The 19,475-nt window shown below is 63.0% G+C and carries 14 protein-coding genes and 1 tRNA gene; 10 read left to right on the top strand and 5 right to left on the bottom strand.

The genetic code is table 11. The annotated features are described in order from the left end of the window. Positions 1–1,722, bottom strand: a complete 1,722-nt coding sequence (locus OU426_RS10385; protein WP_267633913.1) for a pilus assembly protein TadG-related protein — start codon at positions 1,720–1,722, stop codon at positions 1–3. Between the two features lie 435 nt (positions 1,723–2,157). Here OU426_RS10385 and OU426_RS10390 point away from each other — a divergent pair, with 435 nt between their 5' ends. The 10 genes from OU426_RS10390 to OU426_RS10435 all read left to right on the top strand — a co-directional run bounded on the left by OU426_RS10390 (position 2,158) and on the right by OU426_RS10435 (position 15,520). Next, positions 2,158–3,594, top strand: coding sequence for a Glu/Leu/Phe/Val family dehydrogenase (locus tag OU426_RS10390; RefSeq protein WP_267633914.1), 1,437 nt, complete (start codon positions 2,158–2,160; stop codon positions 3,592–3,594). A 283-nt stretch (positions 3,595–3,877) separates the two neighbouring features. Further along, the gene (locus tag OU426_RS10395) at positions 3,878–4,279 is read left to right on the top strand and encodes a TadE/TadG family type IV pilus assembly protein (RefSeq protein ID WP_267633915.1); all 402 of its coding nucleotides are present in this window, start codon (positions 3,878–3,880) and stop codon (positions 4,277–4,279) included. 1 nt (position 4,280) lies between these two features. Next, on the top strand, positions 4,281–5,675 hold the full coding sequence (locus OU426_RS10400) for a pilus assembly protein TadG-related protein (RefSeq protein WP_267633916.1): 1,395 nt from the start codon (positions 4,281–4,283) through the stop codon (positions 5,673–5,675). 177 nt (positions 5,676–5,852) lie between these two features. After that, positions 5,853–7,103, top strand: coding sequence for a sarcosine oxidase subunit beta family protein (locus tag OU426_RS10405; protein WP_267633917.1), 1,251 nt, complete (start codon positions 5,853–5,855; stop codon positions 7,101–7,103). Positions 7,104–7,115: 12 nt separating this feature from the next. After that, complete coding sequence (locus tag OU426_RS10410; RefSeq protein ID WP_267633918.1) at positions 7,116–7,445, top strand: sarcosine oxidase subunit delta; 330 nt, start codon at positions 7,116–7,118, stop codon at positions 7,443–7,445. Beyond that, a complete protein-coding gene (locus tag OU426_RS10415) occupies positions 7,442–10,381 on the top strand; it encodes a sarcosine oxidase subunit alpha family protein (protein ID WP_267633919.1) in 2,940 nt (979 codons plus the stop codon). Before OU426_RS10410 ends, OU426_RS10415 begins: the two co-directional genes overlap by 4 nt. Further along, positions 10,374–10,922, top strand: coding sequence for a sarcosine oxidase subunit gamma (locus tag OU426_RS10420; RefSeq protein ID WP_267633920.1), 549 nt, complete (start codon positions 10,374–10,376; stop codon positions 10,920–10,922). The genes OU426_RS10415 and OU426_RS10420 overlap by 8 nt, the downstream gene beginning before the upstream one ends. 102 nt (positions 10,923–11,024) lie before the next feature. Further along, complete coding sequence (gene dnaG, locus OU426_RS10425) at positions 11,025–12,995, top strand: DNA primase (protein WP_267633921.1); 1,971 nt, start codon at positions 11,025–11,027, stop codon at positions 12,993–12,995. A 108-nt stretch (positions 12,996–13,103) separates the two neighbouring features. Beyond that, a complete protein-coding gene (rpoD, locus tag OU426_RS10430; protein ID WP_267633922.1) occupies positions 13,104–15,092 on the top strand; it encodes an RNA polymerase sigma factor RpoD in 1,989 nt (662 codons plus the stop codon). A 125-nt stretch (positions 15,093–15,217) separates the two neighbouring features. Next, positions 15,218–15,520: an antibiotic biosynthesis monooxygenase family protein gene (locus OU426_RS10435; RefSeq protein ID WP_267633923.1), complete on the top strand. Its 303-nt coding sequence runs from the start codon at positions 15,218–15,220 to the stop codon at positions 15,518–15,520. Between the two features lie 90 nt (positions 15,521–15,610). Here OU426_RS10435 and OU426_RS10440 read toward each other — a convergent pair. The 4 genes from OU426_RS10440 to OU426_RS10455 form a co-directional block, all read right to left on the bottom strand. Continuing rightward, positions 15,611–15,685: transfer RNA gene (locus OU426_RS10440), tRNA-Val, on the bottom strand. A 12-nt stretch (positions 15,686–15,697) separates the two neighbouring features. Then, positions 15,698–16,093, bottom strand: a complete 396-nt coding sequence (locus OU426_RS10445) for an HU family DNA-binding protein (RefSeq protein WP_267633924.1) — start codon at positions 16,091–16,093, stop codon at positions 15,698–15,700. An 86-nt stretch (positions 16,094–16,179) separates the two neighbouring features. Further along, on the bottom strand, positions 16,180–18,585 hold the full coding sequence (lon, locus tag OU426_RS10450; protein WP_267633925.1) for an endopeptidase La: 2,406 nt from the start codon (positions 18,583–18,585) through the stop codon (positions 16,180–16,182). A gap of 221 nt (positions 18,586–18,806) precedes the next feature. After that, positions 18,807–19,409 (bottom strand): acyl-homoserine-lactone synthase, encoded by a 603-nt coding sequence (locus tag OU426_RS10455; RefSeq protein ID WP_267633926.1) that lies wholly within the window; start codon positions 19,407–19,409, stop codon positions 18,807–18,809. Positions 19,410–19,475 lie beyond the last annotated feature (66 nt).

The following is a 19,475-nucleotide window of genomic DNA, read 5'->3' on the forward strand; positions in this document are numbered from 1 at the left end:
TCAGTGCGTCAGCCTCAGCTTGTTGATCGAGTTGGCGATGGCCGAGAACACATGCGAGATGTTCGAGCCGGATGTCAGGTAGTAATGCGCGGGAGAGGAGGCGCATTGTTTCAGTAGGGCCTGTCCGTCGGTCGGCGCTTCGAAAGCGATCGTATAGACCTTGATGCCCTTGTCCTTCGCCGCGCTGCAGATCGAGAGCGTGAGCGAGTCCTTGCTGCCAGACACATAGCTCGTCGAGATCGAGTTGCTATAGCCGGTGCGCCATTTGTTGCGCTCGGTGCTCGAGCCATAGACGCGATAGACGATATTGTCAGCCAGCCAGCGATGCGACATCAACGCCCAGACCTCTGGCCAAGTCAGCTGAACCGTCGTGTCACTGCCAGAGATGTCCCCGGTCTGCATGCCCCAAGGTTCGGAGCGCCAGCTTCCGGTATAGAGGCTGTAGTATTTGTTGCTGGACCGCGTCGGGTCATACCACGAAAAGCGCTTGTACCAGCTTGACCCGCTGTAGCCAGAGTTATTGGTATCGCTCATGAAAACCCGGCTCGGGCCGAAGTCGTAGTCATTCCCGTTAACGTCGCGCAGCCGGTATTCGGTTGTGTTTTCGCCGTCGGTCATGACCACGAGGACTTTCAGAACATCATTGTTCTTCGAACCGTCCGCATGCGTGAAGCCATATGGGCGACCGGCCACCGAACCGCCGATCTTTCCATCGGCGATCATTGCGGCGACCACCGGCGCCATGGACGGATCAAGCAGCGCCGCGCCCCATTTGGTTCCGATATCGATCGAGGTATTGCCGCTGGCGGACAGCGCATTGATCTTGTTCTTGAGTGCGCTTGCATCCGCTGAGAGCGGCAGGATAGCGCGCGAGGTCTCGCTGTTTTCCGGGCAGTTGAACAGTTGCGGCGGATTGGCCGCTGAATAGAAGGGGTCGAAGTGGCCATTCAGTTGGTATTGATGGTCCAGCGCTCCGGGCGGAGTGCCGATCGGCGTCGACTTGGGCTGGACGCCCGTCTTGGTGAAATCGCCTGAGGCGAACTCCAGGCAGGATGAGTTCGTATGCTCGGCAGTGTGCCAGAAATATTCAAGAAGATCGGGGCCGAGCGAGACCTGTGTCGAATAGCTCACGATCGACATCGACAGTTTGCCGGTCTCGACCGACTCGAACATCTGGTCGACGAAGGACTTCGCTGCCGGTTTGAGGTTGGTGAGGCGGTTGTTCGAGTTCATCGAACCCGACACATCAAGCACGAGCGAGATCTCGACGCTGCCGATCTTCTCTTCCGCGGTGCTGGCGGTGGGGGTCTGAAGCGTCGGAACACCGACCATCTTCATGAACCAGGTCGGCATCGAGGTGCTGGCAGTGACCTTCACCTCGCTGCCGAACTCATCCTTGGTGCAGGTGATCTGATCATCGCTCGGCGTGCCAGCCCCGGCCTTAACGAACCAATCCTTCACGACTGCCTTGCAATCAAGCGTCTGGTCCATGTCGGCGGCGGCCAGAACCGCGCGGTCGATGGTTGCCTGAAGCTTCGTGCGCCGTTCCTCGAACCGCATCAGGTCGAGCGCCATGCCCGCGATCAAAAGCATCGAGACGAACAGGAACATGCCGAAAATCAGCATCGACCCTTCGTCCGCGCGGTGGTACCGAATGAGCGACTGTCTGGCGCGGCGCACCAAACCCGTCGCGGACGTCGCGGGCATCCCCTGAACCGGCATGATCGTTCCTTCTCCGTAGCAGCACCCTGCCCGCGAAAATGGCGCAGGCAGCACGAGAAATATTTGGGACCGACCATGGCGCGTCGAGTGTGGCGAAAATTGGGCGGACTGCGGGCGGTGACGCGGAAAGTCCAAGGCCCGTGAACAATCGCGGCTGGTCGCGGGGATTTCGCCCTGATAACCGCCTCACGCATCGCCATGGCCACTCCGCGACGCGCCCGCCCGTTAGCGCAAAAGCTTGCAGAGCGCCGGTCCCGGCCCGGTCAAACTGTAGGATTCTGTCGGGCAAACCGGCGCGATTGGCCCCGCCTGGGGTTGTGAAAGCGACATTTCTCGTTAACCAAGCGACTATAGAGTGCGCGCCCTTAGAGCAGATGCGCTCTGTCCCTGCGCCCCGGCGAGGCGGGCGCCGGTTCCGACAGTCTGGAGGATCTCATGTCGACCAATGGCCACGGCGAACCCAGTTTTCGCCAGTCCGTGGACCTTATGTTCAACCGCGCTGTGCGGCTGATGGATCTCAGCCCCGGGCTGGAGGAAAAGATCCGGGTCTGCAACTCGACCTATACGGTGCGTTTCGGCGTGCGGCTGCGCGGCAAGATCGAAACCTTCACCGGCTACCGCTCGGTCCATTCCGAACATATGGAACCGGTGAAAGGCGGCATCCGCTATGCCACCTCGGTCAACCAGGACGAGGTCGAGGCGCTGGCGGCGCTGATGACCTACAAATGCGCTCTGGTCGAAACGCCGTTCGGCGGATCAAAGGGCGGGCTCTGCATCGACCCGCGCCAGTGGGACGAGCATGAGCTGGAACAGATCACCCGGCGCTTCGCTTATGAGTTGATCAAGCGCGACCTGATCCATCCCGCGCAGAACGTGCCCGCCCCCGACATGGGCACGGGCGAGCGCGAGATGGCCTGGATCGCCGACCAGTACGCGCGGATGAACACCACCGACATCAATGCCAAGGCCTGTGTAACCGGCAAGCCGCCGCATGCGGGCGGCATCCAGGGACGGGTCGAAGCGACGGGGCGCGGCGTGCAATATGCGCTGCGCGAATTCTTCCGCCACAAGGAAGACGCGGCGATCGCCCGTCTGTCCGGCGACCTCGAAGGCAAGCGCGTGGTCGTGCAGGGCCTCGGGAACGTGGGCTATCACGCTGCGAAGTTTGTGACCGAGGAAGATGGCGCGATCGTCACGGCGATCATCGAGCGTGACGGGGCGCTCGTTGACGACAAGGGCCTCAATGTCGAGGAAGTGCGCCAGTGGATCGCCAAGCATGGCACGATCAAGGGCTACCCCGAGGCGACTTACATCGAGGATGGCGCCAGCGTGCTGGAAAAGGAATGCGACATCCTCATTCCGGCGGCGATGGAGGGCGTGATCCACAAGGGCAATGCCGAACGGATCAAGGCGCCCCTGATCATCGAGGCCGCGAACGGGCCGATCACCTTCGGCGCAGACGAGATATTGCGCAAGAAAGGCATACTGATCATCCCCGACATGTATGCGAACGCCGGCGGTGTGACGGTCTCCTATTTCGAATGGGTCAAGAACCTCAGCCACATCCGCTTCGGCCGCATGCAGCGCCGGGCAGAGGAGGCGCGCTCGCGTCTCATCGTCGAGGAATTGGAGCGGCTGTCGTCGGACAAGGGTCTTGGCTGGACGCTTGCCGCCGACTTCAAGGAGAAGTTCCTGCAAGGCTCGGACGAGCTGATGCTGGTGCGTTCCGGCCTCGATGATACGATGCGCGGCGCCTACCAGTCGATGCGCGAGGTCTGGCACGGCCGCAACGATGTCGAGGATCTCAGGGTCGCTGCCTATATCGTGGCGATCAGCCGGGTCGCGGCGACCTATCGGTCCAAGGGACTCTGATTTCGGAAGGCCTTGCGCCGCTGACTGCCAATAGGCGAATCGTTTTCGCCGTCAAAATGCCGCGAGGTATGACCTCCGCCACGACAGACCGGCGGAGGTCATCTCTTTTGTGCGAAGTTGGACACAATGTACGTCCGTACGAGTTCATTTGTTCTTGGACATGCGTATTATAGCCTTGCTTACGTCTGCGCCCAATTCTTGCCACATTCTGGGCTACCCAAATGCTCTTGGGGGAAGTCTGCCTGCCAGCGTTCTGGGGTGGGTCTAGGGAAAGGGCAACGAAATGGGCCTGCGTTTTCTGCGCGCCCGTCGCGAATTTGAGCGTGACGAAGAGGGTGCCGTTACGATTGAAGCCTTGCTTTGGATGCCGATGTTTTTCTACGTCCTCGCGCTCAGCGTAGACGTATCAATGATTTTTCATGCCTACAGCCGGGTCATTCGTGTCGTCGAGGACGTGAACCGCGGACTGTCTATCGGTCGGATCACCACGGTCAGCGAAGGGGAATCCAAGATCGCATCAAGCCTTGGCGATTATACGGGGGTCAAAAGCAAGATCACCATCGTTGACAATGTCATCGTCAGCGATGTGTCGGTACCGGTCTCGAGCCTCGTGGTTCTGGGCGCGATCAAGCCGATGCTCGGCAAGAGCATCGAGGTCAAGACCCAGCAGTATGTGGAGTTCTGAGATGTTCAGCCTTCGCAAATCTCACAGCCGTTTCCGGTCCGAAACCGAAGGGTCGATGACGGTCTACGGCATCTTCATCTTCCTGACGATGGGCTGTCTGGTTGGTCTCACGCTCGATGTAGCCAACGCCTACAAGGCGCGGTCCGAGATTCAGGTCGCCGCCGACGCTGCCGCGCATGCAGCGCTGTTGCTTCGCCTCAAAGAAGGCAACAACGCTGCGATCAGCAAGGCTGTTGCCGTGGCGAACCACAATCTGTCGCTGACCAAGGCCGCTTCCACGACGATCACGGCGAGCGACATCACCTTCGGACAGTGGGACCGAGATACAAGGCACTTCACCCCTCACGCAACGCCTGTGAACGCCGTGCGCGTGATGGCCGGACGTACGCATGATAGAAACAACAGCCTTGGGACAATCTTCCTCGGCATGAGTGGCTTGGATGCCTGGGACATCAACGTCGCCACGGTGATGGAGACCTACCGCCCGCCTTGTCTGCGCGAGGGGTTCGTGGCCGACCAGGTAGTCGACATCCAGTCGAACAACAGGTTCGGCGCTGGTTTCTGCGTTCACTCGAACGACTCAATCAAGATCAACCAGAACAACGTGTTCGAAGCGGGCACTATCGTTTCGATGCCCAGTCTGGACGATCTGCAGGTCAGCGCGTCGGGATTTGTCAAGAACGATGGTCTGGTCGATGCGTTGCGGGAGTCGTTCTACAAGATCCGCATTATCAACCGGATCACGGATATCAATGATGCTCTGCGGTCAGCCAATTTCACCAAACTCAGGGAGATGACGGCCAAGACTGAAACGTCGATGACAGGTGGTATCCAATATCTGACAAATTCGACCACCCATTCCGTCGATGTGGGCGCCAAGGCCGGATCAGGTAAAGATGTGCTCAGCCCGGCTGACCTGAATGCTAACGCTGTGAACATCGTGAGCTGCTCATCGAAAGGGCGGCTGGATCTGGAACCGGGCGCGGTCTTTAGCAACCTGGCGATCCTGACCGATTGTGCCGTCGATGTCCGGCCGGGTGTCACGCTGAAGAATATGATCCTTTCGACTACAAGTACGGACACCTACTCGATCCAGACGCCCTCGGGAAATTCGGGCGGATCGATCAACTTCGGCGACGACGATGGTTGCGAAGAGGGTGGCGGCGCCCATCTTGTAACCCTCGGCGGGATCAAGACGGCCGCGAACCTGAACGTCTACGGGTCGCAGTTCCTCGCGGCCAAGGATATCCAGTTTGCGGCGAACGCCGATGGACTCGAGGGGATTTCGTTGATTTCGGGCGGCAAGATCGACAGTACGTCCAACATTGATGTCGGCTTCTGCGGCACGGGTATGGGCGATAATTTCGAGATCGATTACTTCCGCCTCGCGCTCTGAGGCGACCGCATCACCCTAACGGCCCGGATCCTGTCCGGGCCGTTTCGCTTTTGTCGCGCCGATGTGAGCGGAACGACAGATTTCCGTCGCAAAAACGCTTGGCCTTTCGCGTCGCCCATCGCAAGATCGGCCAAAGGCGGGGCGCGGCGATCCCGCAGCGGGCGGGGACGGGCGGTAATGCGCTATTCGGGTTTGAAGATCCTGACCGAGGGTCTCTTCGGCAATCGGGGCTGGAAACCGGTCTGGCGCGAGCCCGACCCGAAGGCCGAGTATGACGTGGTGATCATCGGCGGCGGCGGGCATGGGCTTTCAACCGCCTATTACCTCGCGAAGAACCACGGGATCACCAATGTCGCGGTCCTGGAGAAAGGCTATCTCGGCGGCGGCAATGTCGGGCGCAACACCACCATTGTAAGGGCCAATTACTTCCTGCCCGGCAATCAGGAATTCTACAGCCATTCGCTGAAATTGTGGGAAAAGCTCGAGGGCGAGCTGAACTACAATGTGATGCATTCCCAGCGCGGCCTCATCAACCTTTTCCATTCCGACGGCCAGCGCGACGCGTTCGCCCGGCGCGGAAATGCGATGATCAACCAGGGCGACGATGCGATCCTCTTGGATCGCGAGGGCGTGCGGCGCCTGCTGCCCTACCTCGATTTCGACCAGACCCGTTTTCCGATCTACGGCGGCCTGCATCATCCGCGCGGCGGCTCTGCCCGCCATGACGCGGTGGCCTGGGGGTATGCGCGCGGCGCGGACCAGCGCGGCATCGACCTCATCCAGAACTGCGAAGTGACCGGGATCGATATCGAGAACGGCAAGGTGCGCGGCGTCCGGACGACGCGCGGCGCGATCCGGGCGAAGAAGGTGGCGATCGTGGTCGCGGGCCGCTCAAGCCAGGTCGCGGCAATGGCGGGCATGCGGCTGCCGATCGAAAGCCATGTATTGCAGGCCTTCGTGACCGAGGGGCTGAAGCCGGTGATCGACCATGTGATATCTTTCGGGATGGGGCATTTCTACATCTCGCAATCCGACAAGGGCGGGCTCGTCTTCGGCGGAGATCTCGATTTCTACGCCTCCTACGCCGCCCGGGGCAACCTGCCGATGGTCGAACATGTGATGGAGGCGGGAATGACGCTGATGCCGATGATCGGCAAGGCGAAGGTGCTCAGGTCCTGGGGCGGGATCATGGACATGTCGCCCGATGGCTCGCCCATCATCGACAGGACGCCGACCGAGGGGCTCTACCTCAATTGCGGCTGGAACTACGGGGGGTTCAAGGCGGTGCCGGCCAGCGGATGGTGCCTCGCCCATCTGATCGCCACCGGCGAAAGCCACGAAGTCGCCCGCCGCTTCCGCCTGAACCGTTTCGCCACCGGCCACCTCCTCGACGAGGAAGGGACCGGCAGCCAACATAACCTGCACTGAGGGAGGCAGACGATGCGCATCACCTGTCCCCTCTGCGGCACCCGCGACCGACGCGAGTTCACCTATTACGGCGCGCGCGATTATCTCAACCGGCCGGGTGCGGAGGCGGCGCCCGAGGCCTGGGACGATTACCTGCATCTGCGCGACAACCCGGCGGGGCGGACCGAGGATCTCTGGTATCACGAACAGGGCTGCGCCGCCTGGCTCTGCATTGAGCGCGATACGGTCACGCACGAGATTTTCGCCGTGCGGCTGGTGGCGGACCAGTCGGGCACGTCCAAGACCGGGGCGAAGAAGCCGCGCCGGAAACCGGCCGGAAAGGCTGCGGAGGGGCAGGCATGAGGCTCGCCGGGAAAGGCATCATCGACCGCGGCCAGACTGTCGGCTTCCGCTTCGACGGGCGGGACTATACCGGGTTCGAGGGCGATACGCTCGCCTCGGCGCTTCTGGCGGCGGGCGTGAAACTGTTCGGCCGGTCCTTCAAGTACCACCGTCCGCGAGGGCTTCTGTCGGCGGGGTCGGAGGAGCCGAACGCGCTTGTCACAATCGGTCATGGCGCGGCACAGGTGCCTAACGCGCGCGCCACGCAGGTCGAGATCCACGGCGGGCTAGATGCGCGCAGCCAGAACCGCTGGCCCTCGCTCTCGCTCGACGTGATGGCGGTCAATGACCTCATGGCGCCCTTCTTCGGCGCAGGGTTTTACTACAAGACCTTCATGTGGCCGCGCAGCTTCTGGGAAAAGCTCTATGAACCGGCGATCCGCCGCGCGGCGGGCCTTGGCGCCCTGTCACGCAAGCACAACGAGGATCATTACGAAAAGGCCCATGCCTTCTGCGATCTGCTGGTGATCGGCGCGGGGCCCGCCGGCCTGATGGCGGCACTGGCCGCCGGTCGGGCCGGGGCGCGGGTGATCCTGGCGGACGAGGATTTCCTGCCCGGCGGGCGGCTCAATGCCGAGGTCGAGGAAGTGGGCGGTCAGCCCGGCGCCCAATGGGCGAAAGGCGTTGCCGAGGAACTGGGAAGCCTGCCGAACGTCCGCCTTATGACCCGCACCACGGTGACCGGCGCCTATGATGACGGCACTTATGGCGCCTTGGAACGCGTGGGCCTGCACGTCGCGCGGGCGCCGAAGGACCTGCCGCGCGAATGCTTCTGGCGGATCGTCGCCAGGCGCGCGATCCTCGCCTCCGGCGCGCAGGAACGGATGATCGCCTTCCCGATGAACGACCGGCCCGGCGTGATGCAGGCGGGCGCGGTGCGCGCCTATCTGAACCGCTATGGCGTCGCGGCGGGCCAGAAGGTCGCGCTTTTCGCAGCGAACGATCAGGCCCACCGCACCGCGCGCGACCTTGCCGCCGCCGGTATCGAGATCGCCGCCGTCATCGACCCACGCGCCGATGCCCCCGCCGCGACCGACTGGCGGGTGATCCCGGGTGGTGCGGTCGTGGGCACGAAAGGGCGGCTGGGGCTCAGCGAGATCAGCGTGCGGACGGAGGGCGGCGCGGTCGAGAAGATCGCTGCCGATTGCCTCGCCGTCTCGGGCGGCTGGAACCCGGCCCTGCACCTTGCCTGCCACCGGAACGGCCGGCCCGATTGGCGGGACGAGATCGCAGCCTTCGTGCCGCGCCCGGGCATGGTGCCAGGGATGATGGTCGCGGGGGCCGCGAATGGCGCCTTTTCGACCGCCGCCGCGCTGGCCGAAGGGCTTTCCGCCGCCGAGGAGGCGCTTGCGGCGCTCGGGCGCAAGTCCGCGAAACTCGAGGCGCCCCGTGCGGAGAATGGCACACAGAACTTCAACGCCTACTGGCAGGTGCCTGATACGGAAGGCCGCGCCTGGCTCGACTTCGCCAATGATGTGACGGTGAAGGATGTGAAGCTGTCCGCACAGGAAGGCTTCCGCTCGGTCGAACATATGAAGCGCTACACCACACAGGGCATGGCGCCGGATCAGGGCAAGAACTCGAATGTGGCCGCGCTGGCGATCCTTGCAGACGCGACCGGACGCGCAATCCCTGAAACCGGCACCACCACCTTCCGCCCGCCCTATACGCCGGTGTCCATTGCCGCGATGGGCGCGGGCGGGCAGGGCAAGGGCTTTGCGCCCCAACGCTTCACCACATCGCACAAGGCCGCCCAGGAACGCGGCGCGCCGATGATCGAGGCCGGGCTCTGGTACCGGCCCTCCTATTTCCCAAGGCCCGGCGAAACCTCTTGGCGGCAATCCTGCGACCGCGAGGTGATCGCGGTCAGGAACAGGGTGGGCATCTGCGATGTCTCGACCTTGGGCAAGATCGACATTCAGGGGCCGGACGCGGGCCGGTTTCTCGATTTCCTCTATACGAACAGCTTTTCCACGCTGAAGCCCGGACGGGTCCGTTATGGGCTCATGCTGCGCGAGGACGGGATGGTGATGGACGATGGCACCACCGCCTGCCTTGCGCGTGACCATTATCTGATGACGACCACCACCGCCGCTGCGGGTCAGGTCATGCGCCATATCGACTTCGTCCAGCAGGCCTTCTGCGCCGACTGGCAGGTGCGCGCCATTTCGGTCACCGAACACTGGGCGCAGTTCGCGGTCGCGGGGCCTTTGGCGCGCGAGCTTCTGAATTCGATGCTCGACGAGCCGATCGACGCGGCAAGCTTTCCCTTCCTGTCTTGCGGCATGGTGAAGATTGGCGGGGTTCAGGCGCGGCTCTACCGCATTTCCTTCTCGGGCGAGCTTGGCTACGAGATTGCCGTGCCCGCCCGCTATGGCGAAGCGCTCTATCGCGATCTGGTGGCGCGAGCGGAAAGCTTCGGCGGATGCGCCTACGGGATGGAGGCGCTGAATGTGCTTCGGATCGAAAAGGGCTTCATCACCCACGCCGAAATCCATGGCCGGGTCACCGCCTTCGACATAGGCCTTCAGGGGATGGTGAGCGAAAAGAAGGAGTTCATCGGCAAGGCAGCAAGCCAGCGGCCGGGTCTTTCGGGGCCGGAACGCGAGCAGCTTGTCGGGCTGAAGCCCTTGGGTGCGGAAAAGCCGGTCACGGCGGGCGCGCATCTCTTCGATCCGGGCGCTGCGCCGGTCCGCGAGAATGATCAGGGCTATGTGACCTCGGTCTGCTGGTCGCCTACGTTGCAATCCCACCTCGGGATCGGTTTTCTGAAGAACGGCCGCGCCCGGCACGGCCAGTCCGTGCGCCTCGTCGACCATCTGCGCGGGATCGACCTTCTGTGCGAAGTGACCCATCCCGTCTTCTTCGACCCCGACGGAGGACGCGCCCGTGGCTAAGCTCATCGCCAAACCTGCCGCGGGCGAGCTTTTGCCCGTCACCATCGGTTCTCTGACCCTGTCGGACATGCCGCAGGAGCGGATCACGGCGATCGCCCCCTATCCGGGCAAGATCGAGGCGGTTTCGAACGCGCTCGAAAGGCTCGGGCTGGCTTTCCCGGCGCCCGGCGCCTCGCAGCAGGCCGCCAAGGCGCGCATCCTCTGGGCCGGGCGGGACCTTGCCTTCCTGATCGGTGCAGCGCCGCCCGCGGGCCTTGGCCCGATTGCCGCGCAGACGGATCAGAGCGACGGCTGGGCGGGTCTTGCCCTCTCGGGGCCGGGCGTCGAGGCCGCACTCGCGCGGCTCGTGCCGCTCGACCTGTCGCTTGCCGCCTTTCCCGAAGGCGCGACGGCACGCACGGCGTTGGGGCATATCACGATCCTTCTCCACCGGACGGGCGCGGAGAACTTCGCCCTCTACCTTTTCCGCTCGATGATCGCGACTGCGATCCATGAGCTGGAAACGGTCATGCGTGCCCTTCTGGCGCGCGCCAGCCTCTGAAGGCGGAAGCGGGGGGTTCACACCCCCGCACCCCCGTGAGGTATATGCGCCAAGATGAAAGGCGCGCTTTAGCAGGGCGGCGCCAGCGGCTATAGAGAGAGGATGAGTCTGCCACCCGGATTTCTCGACGAACTGCGCACCCGCGTGACGCTCTCTCGCGTCGTCGGGCGCAAGGTCACGTGGGATCAGCGGAAATCCAATCAGGCCAAGGGCGATCTCTGGGCGCCATGCCCCTTCCATCAGGAAAAGACCGCCTCTTTCCATGTCGATGACCGGAAGGGTTATTATTACTGCTTCGGCTGCCATCAGAAGGGCGATGCGGTTTCCTTCCTTCGCGAGACCGAGAACCTGTCTTTCATGGAAGCGATCGAGGTTCTGGCCCGCGAGGCAGGCATGCAGATGCCCGCGGCCGACCCGAGGGCCGCCGAGCGGGCCGACCGGCGGACCGAGCTTGCGAAGGTGATGGAAGAGGCGGCGAAATTCTACCGTCTGCAGCTGAAAACGGCGGCGGGTGCGGCGGCGCGCGCCTATCTCGACGGTCGGAAACTGTCCGAGGCAGGCCGCGACCGGTTCGAGATCGGATTCGCGCCCGACGGCTGGCAGGGGCTTTGGGATCATCTGAAGGCCAAGGGGATTGCCGACGATCTGATCCTTGATGCGGGCCTCGCGAAACCATCGACCAAGGGTAAGGCGCCCTATGACACGTTCCGCAACCGCATCATCTATCCGATCCGCGACCCGCGCGGCCGCTGCATCGCCTTCGGCGGGCGGGCGATGGACCCGGGCGAAAGCGCCAAGTACCTGAATTCGCCCGAGACCGAACTCTTCGACAAGGGCCGCAGCCTTTATAATCATGGGCCTGCGCGCGAGGCCTGCGCCAAGGGCCAGCCGCTCATTGTCGCCGAAGGCTACATGGATGTGATCGCGCTTGTGGAGGCCGGTTTTGGGGGCGCGGTGGCGCCCCTCGGCACCGCGATCACCGAGGATCAGTTGCGCCTTCTCTGGCGGCTTTCGCCCGAGCCTCTGGTGATGCTCGACGGCGATACGGCAGGCATCCGTGCCGCGCTGCGGCTCATTGATCTTGCTCTGCCGGTGATGGAGGCGGGGCAGGGCCTCAGGTTCGTCACGCTGCCTGAGGGCATGGACCCCGACGATCTGATCCGGTCGCGCGGGGCAGGGGCGATGAAGGAGGCGCTGGGCGCCGCCGAACCGATGGTGAACCTTCTCTGGCGGCGCGAGACCGAGGGCAAGGTGCTCGACAGTCCCGAGCGCCGCGCGGCACTCGACAAGGACTTGCGCGCGATCCTGAAGCGCATCGGTGACCCGTCGATCCGCGCCCATTATGGCGAGGAGATCAAGCGCCTGCGCCACACGCTTTTCGGCCATGGTGCGCCGGCACCGCGCGGCTTCACGCCGCGCCAGGGCATGGGCCGTGGCGGGCGGGGCAGCTTTGCGCCGCCAGCGACGCCGCTGCCCGGAACCCGTGCCTCGCTTCTGGCCCGCATGGCGGATGGGCGGGCGGAGGAGGAATTGCGCGAGGCGATCATCCTTGCGATCTGCGCCACCCATCCCAATTTGGTGGTGGAATTCGAAAGCCAGCTCGAACGGTGCGCTCTGTTCGGACCGGGGCATGGTGCCCTGCGCGACGCGATGATCCATGCCGCGCATGAGGGGCTTCTGGCTCATTGCCCGCCCGACATATTCCGCCGGAAACTGCCGCCCGACGCCATCGGACATCTTGAAAAGCTGCTCTCCCTTCCCCACGTCCAGATCGCACCGCCGGTGCGCAATGCCAAGGATCATACGCTGGCCCGCATGTGCCTGGCTGAGGAATTCGCCAAGCTCGAGGCGCGGCGCGGCATCCGGGCGGAGGTCGAGGAAGCGATGGAAGATCTGACCGGCCTCGCCGATGAGGGCGTTACCTGGCGGCTCAGTCAGGCCGCCGAGGCGCGTCACCGCGCCGAACGTTCGCGCCTCGACGATGACAGCGACATGGGCGAGGACCGCGCGGCCCTTTCGGCCGGATTGCAGCGTCTGATCGATGATCAGGTTTGGCACAAGAAACGACACTGAAACACAGCGTACGCGCGGCCCTTCGAATCAGTCGCGCGATTCGGTACAAACCGGACAAGCGATTCGGGCCGCCGCCCGAATCACCACCCTCTGAAGACGGGAGCGCCCATGGCCGCCAAGGACAGCGACGATCAGAAGCCGGAAGGTGAAGAGAACGAGCATTCGCTCGACATGAGCCAGGCGGCGGTCAAGAAGATGATCGCCGATGCGCGCGAGCGGGGCTACATCACCTATGACCAGCTCAATCAGGCGCTGCCGCCCGAACAGGTTTCCTCGGAACAGATCGAGGATGTGATGTCGATGCTTTCCGAGATGGGCATCAACGTCATCGAGGAGGAAGAGGCCGAGGACCCCGAGGGTGGCGCGGTCGTCGAGGTTTCGACCTCGCGCGAGGTGGCGGTCGCGACGTCTTCGGGCGAGACGCTCGACCGCACCGACGACCCGGTGCGGATGTATCTGCGCGAGATGGGCTCGGTCGAGCTTCTGTCGCGCGAGGGCGAGATCGCCATCGCCAAGCGCATCGAAGCGGGCCGCAATACGATGATCCTGGGGCTCTGCGAAAGCCCGCTGACCTTTCAGGCCATCACCATCTGGCGCGACGAACTTCTGAACGAAGACATCCTCCTGCGCGATGTGATCGACCTCGAGGCGACCTTCGGCCGTTCGCTCGACGGCGACGGCGAGATGGACGGGCCGGGCCTTGAAGAGGTCGACGTGGGCGAGGCGGCGGCGCCGCGCCGCGCCGCGTCCGACGAGCCGGAGCTTGATGCCGACGGCAATCCGATCGCGCGGGCGGATGATGAGGACGAGGATGACGAAGCCTCGAACATGTCGCTCGCGGCGATGGAAGCGGCGCTGAAGCCCAAGGTTCTGGAAACGCTCGAAATCATTGCGCGTGATTATACGCGGCTCGCCGAGATGCAGGACCTGCGCATGTCGGCCACGCTGAACGAGGACGGCAGTTTCTCGGTCGCCGAGGAAGCGGCCTATCAGAAGCTCCGGTCCGAGATTGTGCTGCTGGTCAACGAACTGCACCTGCACAACAACCGGATCGAGGCGCTCATCGACCAGCTCTACGGCATTAACCGCAAGATCATGCAGCTGGACAGCGGCATGGTGAAGCTGGCCGATGCCGCGCGCATCAACCGCCGCGAATTCATCGACGAATACCGGGGCTATGAGCTTGACCCGACCTGGCTTGACCGGATGGCCGAGAAGGCCGGGCGGGGCTGGCAGGCGCTTCTGGAACGCTCGCGCGACAAGGTCGAGGATCTGCGGTCCGAGATGGCCAAGGTTGGCCAATATGTCGGCGTCGACATCACCGAGTTTCGCCGGATCGTGAACCAGGTCCAGAAGGGCGAGAAGGAAGCACGTCAGGCCAAGAAGGAAATGGTCGAGGCGAACCTGCGTCTGGTGATCTCGATTGCGAAGAAGTACACGAACCGCGGTCTGCAATTCCTTGATCTCATTCAGGAAGGTAACATCGGCCTGATGAAGGCCGTGGACAAGTTCGAATACCGCCGGGGCTACAAGTTCTCGACTTACGCGACCTGGTGGATCCGGCAGGCGATCACGCGCTCGATCGCCGATCAGGCCCGCACGATCCGCATTCCGGTCCATATGATCGAGACGATCAACAAGCTGGTGCGCACGGGCCGCCAGATGCTGCACGAGATCGGCCGCGAACCGACGCCCGAGGAACTGGCCGAAAAGCTGCAGATGCCGCTCGAGAAGGTTCGCAAGGTGATGAAGATCGCCAAGGAACCAATCTCGCTCGAAACGCCGATCGGCGACGAGGAAGACAGCCAACTGGGCGATTTCATCGAGGATAAGAACGCGATCCTGCCACTGGACAGCGCCATCCAGGAAAACCTGCGCGAAACGACGACCCGCGTTCTGGCCTCTCTAACCCCGCGTGAGGAGCGGGTGTTGCGCATGCGCTTCGGCATTGGCATGAACACCGACCATACGCTTGAGGAAGTCGGCCAGCAATTCAGCGTCACGCGCGAACGTATTCGCCAGATCGAAGCGAAGGCGCTGAGGAAGCTGAAGCATCCGAGCCGGAGCCGAAAGTTGAGAAGCTTCCTCGACCAATAAGTCCAATCGGGATTGCCTGCACCGGTGACAGAGGTCTCGCCCGCTGCATCCAGCAGTAGGAAAATCGCGTGCGCATCAGATTCGTGATATTCTGGCGCCGAGTCCTTGGCACAATGGGGGAAGCCATGACCGCGATGAATGTTGTCCATATGCGCGTGAAACCGGGCAAGGAGGAGGAGTTCCTTCGCATCCACAGGGAATTCGCGGGCAAAACCATGCCCGGCCTCAGGAACTTCCAGGTGGTGAAATCGGGTGAGCGCAGCTTCGTTATCGTCGGTGACTGGGACAGCATGGATGCGCTCGTCGCATCGCGTCAGGCGATGATCGGTAATCTCGACCGGCTTCGCCCAGTACTCGAGGATCTGGGTGGCGGCCGCGGTGTGACCGAACCCTGGTCGGGCGAGGTGGTCCTGAACCTATCGTCCTGAGGCGCGAATATCCGCTGCCGCTATAGGACAGGCAGCACTTGGGCCCGCAATGCAAAAGCGCGCCGGATCGGGCGCGCTTTTGAGGAAGAATGGTGGGCGATAACGGATTTGAACCGCTGACATCTTCGATGTGAACGAAGCGCTCTACCGCTGAGCTAATCGCCCGGTTTGCGGCTCTTAACTCGCTTCGCCGCCCTCTGCAAGAGGGGCGTCGACCTTTCGCGCCGGGCCGCCGCGCTTCAGCTTCAGGGTCAGCATCGCGCCCTGCGCGCCGTGCTTCACCTTGCCGATCCGCACCCGGCCGAGCGGCGGCAGGTTCAGGCTCTGGCCCGCATCCAGCGCCTCGGCGATCACCGCGAGTGCCGCTTCGATCACCGGTTTCGCCGCCGGTTTCTTGGCGCCTGACCGGCTCGCCGCGCGCTCAACCAGATCGCGAAGCTTCAGGACCGTGGCAGCCTCGTCCCTATCCGCGGTATTGGCGCCTGCTTCCGCGGGCTTCTCTGCCGCCTTGGCCGGGCGCTTGCGGGCAGGCTTCGGCGCATCGGCCGGTGTCTTGGTCTTCATGGCAGGCATGGGTCACTCCTTCACTTCGCGATTAGTGCCCGGCCGATGGTTTCGCGCAAGAAAAAAGGCGGCCCCGAAGGGCCGCCTTTGTGGTGTCAGTGGGCGGTGGCGCCCGATCCCTCGGGCCGCTCGGCGGCGGCCTTCGCCGCCAGCTCCTCCGCCTCCTCGTCCCAGACGACCGGCTCGGGTTGGCGCACCAGCGCGCGGGCCAGAACCTCGCGGACATGGGAGACGGGCACGATCTCGAGCCCCGCCTTCACATTGTCCGGAATCTCCGGCAGATCGCGGGCGTTTTCTTCCGGGATGAAGACGGTCTTGATGCCGCCGCGCAGCGCGGCCAGCAGCTTCTCCTTCAACCCGCCGATCGCCAGCGCATTGCCGCGCAGCGTGACCTCGCCGGTCATGGCGATGTCCTTCCTGACCGGGATGCCGGTGATGACCGAGACGATCGAGGTTACCATCGCCAGACCCGCCGACGGCCCGTCCTTAGGTGTCGCGCCTTCGGGCACATGGACGTGGATGTCCATCTTCTCGAACTTCGGCGGCCTCACACCCAGTTCCGGGCTGACCGAACGGACATAGCTTGCCGCTGCCTCGATCGATTCCTTCATCACATCGCCGAGCTTGCCGGTGGTCTTCATCCGGCCCTTGCCGGGCAGTTTCAGCGCCTCGATCTGCAGAAGATCGCCGCCCACCGACGTCCATGCGAGGCCGGTGACGACGCCCACCTGATCTTCCTTCTCGGCGAGGCCATAGCGGAAGCGCTTCACACCCAGATAATCTTCCAAGACTGCAGGCGTGATCTCGACCTTGGCCACCTCTTTCTTGAGGATCTTGGTCAGGCCTTTCCGCGCCAGCTTGGAAATCTCGCGTTCCAGGTTCCTGACGCCCGCCTCGCGGGTATAGGTGCGTACCATTTCGGTCAGCGCCTCGTCGGTAACCTTGAACTCGCCCTTCTTCAGCCCGTGGTTCTTGATCTGCTTGGGCAGCAGGTGTTGCTTGGCGATCTCGCGCTTCTCATCCTCGGTGTAGCCCGCGAGCGGGATGATCTCCATCCGGTCGAGCAGCGGCCCGGGCATGTTGTAGCTGTTGGCCGTGGTGATGAACATCACGTTCGAGAGGTCATATTCGACCTCAAGATAATGGTCGACGAAGGTCGCGTTCTGTTCGGGGTCCAGCACCTCCAGCATCGCCGAGGCGGGGTCGCCGCGGAAATCCTGCCCCATCTTGTCGATCTCATCGAGCAGGATGAGCGGATTGGTGGTCTTGGCCTTCTTCAGCGCCTGGATGATCTTGCCGGGCATCGAGCCGATATAGGTCCGGCGGTGGCCGCGGATCTCGCTTTCGTCGCGCACGCCGCCAAGCGAGATGCGAATGAACTCGCGCCCCGTGGCCTTGGCGACCGATTTGCCGAGCGACGTCTTGCCGACGCCGGGCGGGCCGACGAGACAGAGGATCGGGCCTTTCAGCGAGGATTGGCGCGCCTGAACGGCGAGATATTCGACGATCCGCTCCTTGACCTTCTCAAGCCCGTAGTGGTCGGCATCCAGCACCGATTGGGCCGCACGCAGGTCTTTCTTGACGCGGCTCTTCACGCCCCAGGGCAGCGACAGAAGCCAGTCAAGGTAGTTCCGCACCACCGTCGCCTCGGCCGACATCGGCGACATCGACTTCAGCTTCTTCAGTTCGGCCTCGGCCTTTTCCCGTGCTTCCTTGGAAAACTTGGTCTTGGCGATCTTTTCCTGAAGCTCGTTGATCTCGTTCTGGCCGTCCTCGCCGTCGCCCAGCTCCTTCTGAATGGCCTTCATCTGCTCATTCAGATAGTACTCGCGCTGGGTCTTCTCCATCTGGGTCTTGACGCGGGACTTGATCTTCTTCTCGACCTGCAGGACCGACATTTCGCCCTGCATCAGGCCATAGACCTTCTCAAGCCGCTCGCCCACGTCGAGCGTTTCCAAAAGCTCCTGCTTCTGGCCGACATTCACGCCCAGATGGCCCGAGACGAGGTCGGCGAGCTTCGCGGGCTCGCGCGCCTCGGCCACGGCCGACAAAGCCTCTTCGGGGACGTTCTTCTTGATCTTGGCATATTTCTCGAACTCGTCGCCGACCGAGCGCAGAAGCGCCTCGACGACCGACCGTTCGCCGGGTGTCTCGTCCAGCGCCTCGGCCTCCGCCTCGAAGAAATCGGGGTTTTCTATGAATTCGGTAATCCGCACGCGCGTGCGGCCCTCGACCAGCACCTTCACGGTGCCGTCGGGCAGCTTCAGAAGCTGCAGTACATTGGCAAGAACGCCGGTACGGTAGATACCCTCGGTGGTCGGGTCATCGACCGTCGGGTCGATCTGCGACGACAGCAGGATCTGCCGGTCGTCCTTCATCACCTCTTCGAGCGCCCGCACCGACCTTTCGCGCCCCACGAAGAGCGGCACGATCATATGCGGGAACACCACGATATCGCGCAGCGGCAATACCGGGTAGCTCTGGGTCGCATGGTCTGTCATTCGCGTTTCCTTAGGTCTTGCAGGAAAGCACCGGCCCCGGTGATCGGCAGCCCCGGCTTTCCCCTGTTCAGGCACCGTATCTAAGCGCAGCGCCTGTTCACTTCAACCAGCGCCGGGTTGTTCGGAAGAATAGCTTCCACGCCGGGCAGCACAAGCGGGAACCCGGTTTCATGACAGGGTCCGCCGACGGCCTCGGCAATCGGCGGATTGGCGGGTACCGCTTATTCGGCCGCGATCCGCATATCTTCGACCGGCATCTGCAGGACGGCATAACACCGCCCGTCCTCCTTGCCGTAATAGGGCTCGGATATACGATTGACCGGCCAGCCCAACTGACGCATGGCCCGAACCAGAAGGACCGGGGCGATGGCGATCAGCTCGCTGGCGCCATGGCGGCGGGCAATGTCGGACACCCCCTGCATGACCAGCGACAGAACGCGCCCGCGATCGGCGTGATTGTCGACGGAATCCGCCGTAATCAGCCGCGTGCATTCCCAGACCTGCGGCGTCACCATGCCGTTTTGCAGCAACCCGGTCGGGATGCCCGGCAGTTTTCCCGCCACCGCGTCGCGGATCATGTAGGTATGTTCCCCCCAACGCGAGGTTGTGGGCATGGCGCGCGCCCCGCCGACGACCTTTCCATCCTTCATGACCAGCGAATAGTGGGCCATGGGATTGTCGTACTGGTCCATTTCGACCGCTTCGTTATGGGGAATGTCCCAGTGAAGCGTGTCGACGAAATACTGCTTTCTCAACCTGAGATAATCGTAAAAGGCGGACCCATACCGGTACATGTCGGACAGATCGAACGTGATGTTGTACATGGTTGCCCCTCCTTTTAAGGCACGGTTATTAGACAACCATTCAGAAACGATTGATAACTTAAAAAG

The organism is Frigidibacter sp. RF13 (assembly GCF_026626305.1).
In the GTDB taxonomy this organism is placed as follows: domain Bacteria; phylum Pseudomonadota; class Alphaproteobacteria; order Rhodobacterales; family Rhodobacteraceae; genus TMP-24.

Excerpts from the sequence above, each read along its gene's own strand:
- OU426_RS10385 (WP_267633913.1), bottom strand. The coding sequence starts at position 1,722 with ATGCCGGTTCAGGGGATGCCCGCGACGTCCGCGACGGGTTTGGTGCGC.
- OU426_RS10390 (WP_267633914.1), top strand. The coding sequence starts at position 2,158 with ATGTCGACCAATGGCCACGGCGAACCCAGTTTTCGCCAGTCCGTGGAC.
- OU426_RS10395 (WP_267633915.1), top strand. The coding sequence starts at position 3,878 with ATGGGCCTGCGTTTTCTGCGCGCCCGTCGCGAATTTGAGCGTGACGAA.
- OU426_RS10400 (WP_267633916.1), top strand. The coding sequence starts at position 4,281 with ATGTTCAGCCTTCGCAAATCTCACAGCCGTTTCCGGTCCGAAACCGAA.
- OU426_RS10405 (WP_267633917.1), top strand. The coding sequence starts at position 5,853 with ATGCGCTATTCGGGTTTGAAGATCCTGACCGAGGGTCTCTTCGGCAAT.
- OU426_RS10410 (WP_267633918.1), top strand. The coding sequence starts at position 7,116 with ATGCGCATCACCTGTCCCCTCTGCGGCACCCGCGACCGACGCGAGTTC.
- OU426_RS10415 (WP_267633919.1), top strand. The coding sequence starts at position 7,442 with ATGAGGCTCGCCGGGAAAGGCATCATCGACCGCGGCCAGACTGTCGGC.
- dnaG (WP_267633921.1), top strand. The coding sequence starts at position 11,025 with ATGAGTCTGCCACCCGGATTTCTCGACGAACTGCGCACCCGCGTGACG.
- rpoD (WP_267633922.1), top strand. The coding sequence starts at position 13,104 with ATGGCCGCCAAGGACAGCGACGATCAGAAGCCGGAAGGTGAAGAGAAC.
- OU426_RS10435 (WP_267633923.1), top strand. The coding sequence starts at position 15,218 with ATGACCGCGATGAATGTTGTCCATATGCGCGTGAAACCGGGCAAGGAG.
- OU426_RS10445 (WP_267633924.1), bottom strand. The coding sequence starts at position 16,093 with ATGCCTGCCATGAAGACCAAGACACCGGCCGATGCGCCGAAGCCTGCC.
- lon (WP_267633925.1), bottom strand. The coding sequence starts at position 18,585 with ATGACAGACCATGCGACCCAGAGCTACCCGGTATTGCCGCTGCGCGAT.
- OU426_RS10455 (WP_267633926.1), bottom strand. The coding sequence starts at position 19,409 with ATGTACAACATCACGTTCGATCTGTCCGACATGTACCGGTATGGGTCC.